General features: G+C 65.1%; 5 protein-coding genes. 3 read left to right on the forward strand and 2 right to left on the reverse strand.

From position 1 onward, the window contains the following. The 3 genes from ispH to rnhA form a co-directional block, all read left to right on the forward strand. On the forward strand, window positions 1-877 hold an 877-nt coding region (ispH, locus tag EOA24_RS32350; protein WP_127410499.1), incomplete at its 5' end, for a 4-hydroxy-3-methylbut-2-enyl diphosphate reductase. A gap of 6 nt (window positions 878-883) precedes the next feature. Next, window positions 884-1,846, forward strand: coding sequence for a homoserine kinase (locus EOA24_RS32355; protein ID WP_126078555.1), 963 nt, complete (start codon window positions 884-886; stop codon window positions 1,844-1,846). Further along, entirely contained in the window at window positions 1,843-2,373 is a 531-nt protein-coding gene (gene rnhA, locus EOA24_RS32360; protein WP_126078554.1) for a ribonuclease HI, read from the forward strand. The genes EOA24_RS32355 and rnhA overlap by 4 nt, the downstream gene beginning before the upstream one ends. Before the next feature lie 16 nt (window positions 2,374-2,389). Here rnhA and EOA24_RS32365 read toward each other — a convergent pair whose 3' ends face one another. Next, window positions 2,390-2,866 (reverse strand): DUF2938 domain-containing protein, encoded by a 477-nt coding sequence (locus tag EOA24_RS32365; protein WP_126078553.1) that lies wholly within the window; start codon window positions 2,864-2,866, stop codon window positions 2,390-2,392. Continuing rightward, window positions 2,866-3,078 (reverse strand): redoxin family protein (locus EOA24_RS32370; RefSeq protein ID WP_148669982.1); only part of this gene is annotated, 213 nt, incomplete at its 5' end. The genes EOA24_RS32365 and EOA24_RS32370, both read right to left, overlap by 1 nt.

Genomic DNA, 3,078 nt, shown 5'->3' on the forward strand with positions numbered 1-3,078 from the left:
CCACGAGATCGTGCACAACCGCTACGTCGTCGAAGGGCTGCAGAGCCTCGGCGCCGTCTTCATCGAGGAACTGTCCGAGATTCCGCCGGAGCATCGCCAGTCGCCCGTGGTCTTTTCCGCGCATGGCGTGCCGAAATCGGTGCCGGCGGATGCCGAGGCGCGCAACCTCTTCTACCTCGACGCCACCTGTCCGCTCGTCTCCAAGGTGCACAAGCAGGCGATGCGCCACCAGCGGCTTGGCCGCCATGTGCTTCTGATCGGCCACGCCGGGCATCCGGAGGTGATTGGCACGATGGGCCAGTTGCCGGAAGGCGCCGTGACGCTGATCGAGACCGAGGCCGACGCCGCGCGCTTTGTGCCCGTCGACGCCTCGGCGCTGGGCTTCGTCACCCAGACGACCTTGTCGGTCGAGGACACCGCCGGCATCATCCGGGCTCTGCAGGAGCGGTTTCCCGAACTGCACGCGGCCGCGGCCGAATCGATCTGCTATGCCACCACCAACCGCCAGGAAGCGGTGAAGGAGACGGCCGCCGGTGCCGATCTGTTCCTCATTGTCGGCGCGCCCAACTCGTCCAATTCGCGTCGTCTTGTCGAAGTGGCGGAGCGCGCCGGCGCCACCATGTCGCTTCTCGTGCAGCGCGCCGCCGAAATTCCGTGGGATGAGATCGCCGGGATCAGGACGCTTGGCCTGTCGGCCGGCGCCTCGGCGCCGGAGATCATCGTCGACGAGATCATCGATGCGTTCCGGCAGCGTTTCGACGTCACCATCGACCTGGCGATAACGGCCACGGAAACGGAGGATTTTCCGGTGATGCGGGTACTGCGCGATGTCGAACTGACGGCGGCCGACATGGCCTTCGTCAATGGAGCGGCGTGAAACCGGATGGCCGTCTACACCGACGTCAGCGAAGGCGAATTGACCGCATTCCTCAAAGCCTATCCGGTGGGGGAACTGCTCTCCTACAAGGGCATCGCCGAGGGCACCGAGAATTCCAATTTCCTGGTCCACGCCTCCACCGGCTCCTACATCCTGACGCTTTACGAGAAGCGCGTCGACAAGGCCGATCTGCCGTTCTTCCTCGGCCTGATGGGCCATCTCGCCAGGAAGGGCATTTCCTGCCCGCTGCCGGTCACGGCGCATGACGGCACCGTCATCGGCACGCTCGCCGGCCGTCCGGCCGTCATCATCACCTTCCTCGAAGGCCTGTCGCTCAGGCGCCCGACCGCCGCGCATTGCGCGGAAGTGGGCAAGGCGCTCGCCAGCCTCCATATTGCCGGCCAGGATTTCCAGATGAGAAGGCCGAACGCGCTGGCGATCGATGGCTGGCGCAAGCTCTGGGCGGCCTCGCGCGAGCGGGCCGACGAGGTCGAGCCGGGCCTCGCCGCCGAAGTCGATGCCGACTTCGCCGATTTCGAACGCAACTGGCCGAACGACCTGCCGCAAGGCATCATCCACGCCGACCTGTTCCCGGACAATGTCTTCTTCCTCGGCGAGAAGCTGTCCGGGCTGATCGACTTCTATTTCGCCTGCGACGATCTCTACGCCTACGATGTCGCCACCTGCCTCAACGCCTGGTGCTTCGAGAAGGATTTTTCCTTCAACCTGACCAAGGGGACAGCGCTGCTCGCCGGCTACCAGTCGGTGCGGCCGCTTGGAAACGACGAGAAGGCGGCTATGCCGATCTTGGCGCGCGGCTCGGCGCTGCGCTTCATGCTGACCCGCCTCTATGACTGGCTGACCATCCCGGATGGCGGACTGGTGATGAAGCGCGACCCGACCGAATATATCCGCCGCATGCGCTTCCACCGCGCGATCAGGTCGCCATCCGAATACGGGCTGACATGAACAAAAAGATCGAGATCTTCACCGACGGCGCCTGCTCGGGCAATCCCGGGCCGGGCGGCTGGGGCGCCGTACTGCGCTACAACGGCGTCACCAAGGAACTGTCCGGTGGCGAGGCCGAGACCACCAACAACCGCATGGAGTTGCTGGCCGCCATCACCGCGCTCAATGCGCTGAAGGAACCTTGCACGGTCGACCTCTACACCGACAGCAAATACGTCATGGACGGCATCTCCAAGTGGATCCATGGCTGGAAGAAGAACGGCTGGAAGACCGGCGAGAGGAAGCCGGTCAAGAATGGCGAGCTCTGGCAGGCGCTCGACGAGGCCAACCGGCGCCACAAGGTCACCTGGAACTGGGTGAAGGGCCATGCCGGCCACCCGGAGAACGAACGCGCCGACGAACTGGCCCGGCAAGGCATGGCGCCGTTCAAGCCGAAGCTGGCACGGCCTGCGCCGGTTGCGGCAGCGCCACAGAAAGCCGCTCCAACCGGCAAACGCGCACCCCGGCGCTCTACGCAGAGCTACTGACGCGAGACTTCTACAGCTAACGGATCAGAAGCGCCGTCGAGAACATGCCGAGCGCGAACACCGTATGCGCCACGAGGTTCAGCGCGCGCACCTTCGTCGGATTGGGAAGTTTTGATGCCGCCCAACCGGCGCCCATGCCCGGCGCCAGCAGGAACCATCCGGCGCCGACCGTGACGATGCCGAGGATGAAGGCGGGCAGGAAGGTCGGCGCGGCCAGCCAGCCCGCGCCGGCGAGCACGACCAGGATTACGCCGTAGAGCATGCCGACGAGGTAGTGGAAGACCCAGCCTAGCGCCTTTTCATGCGCATAGGGCGCGGCCTTGCCGATATCGTCGTGAAAGACCTTTTCGGGCAGATGCCGGACCCAGCGTCCGACCATGCCCCAATTGGGCAAGGGCTGGCCGACCGCCTTGTTGAGGATGATCGCCCAGATATCCATGAACACCGTGGCGCCGATGCCGATCGCGACCGCGCGCCAGGCGATGTCGAGCATTAGAGCTGCCCGAGGATATGAGCCGCGCCGCTCTCGTCGACGCCCGGCTTGGTTTCGACATTGAGCGCGGTGACCTTGCCGTCGTCGACGATCATCGAGAAGCGCTTCGAGCGCAGGCCCATGCCGGCCGCGGAAAGATCGTTGTCGAGGCCGACCGACTTGGCGAAATCGCCGCTGCCGTCGGCGAGGTAGAGGATCTTGCCTTCCCCGCC

This window comes from Mesorhizobium sp. M2A.F.Ca.ET.039.01.1.1 (assembly GCF_003998035.1).
Lineage (GTDB): Bacteria > Pseudomonadota > Alphaproteobacteria > Rhizobiales > Rhizobiaceae > Mesorhizobium.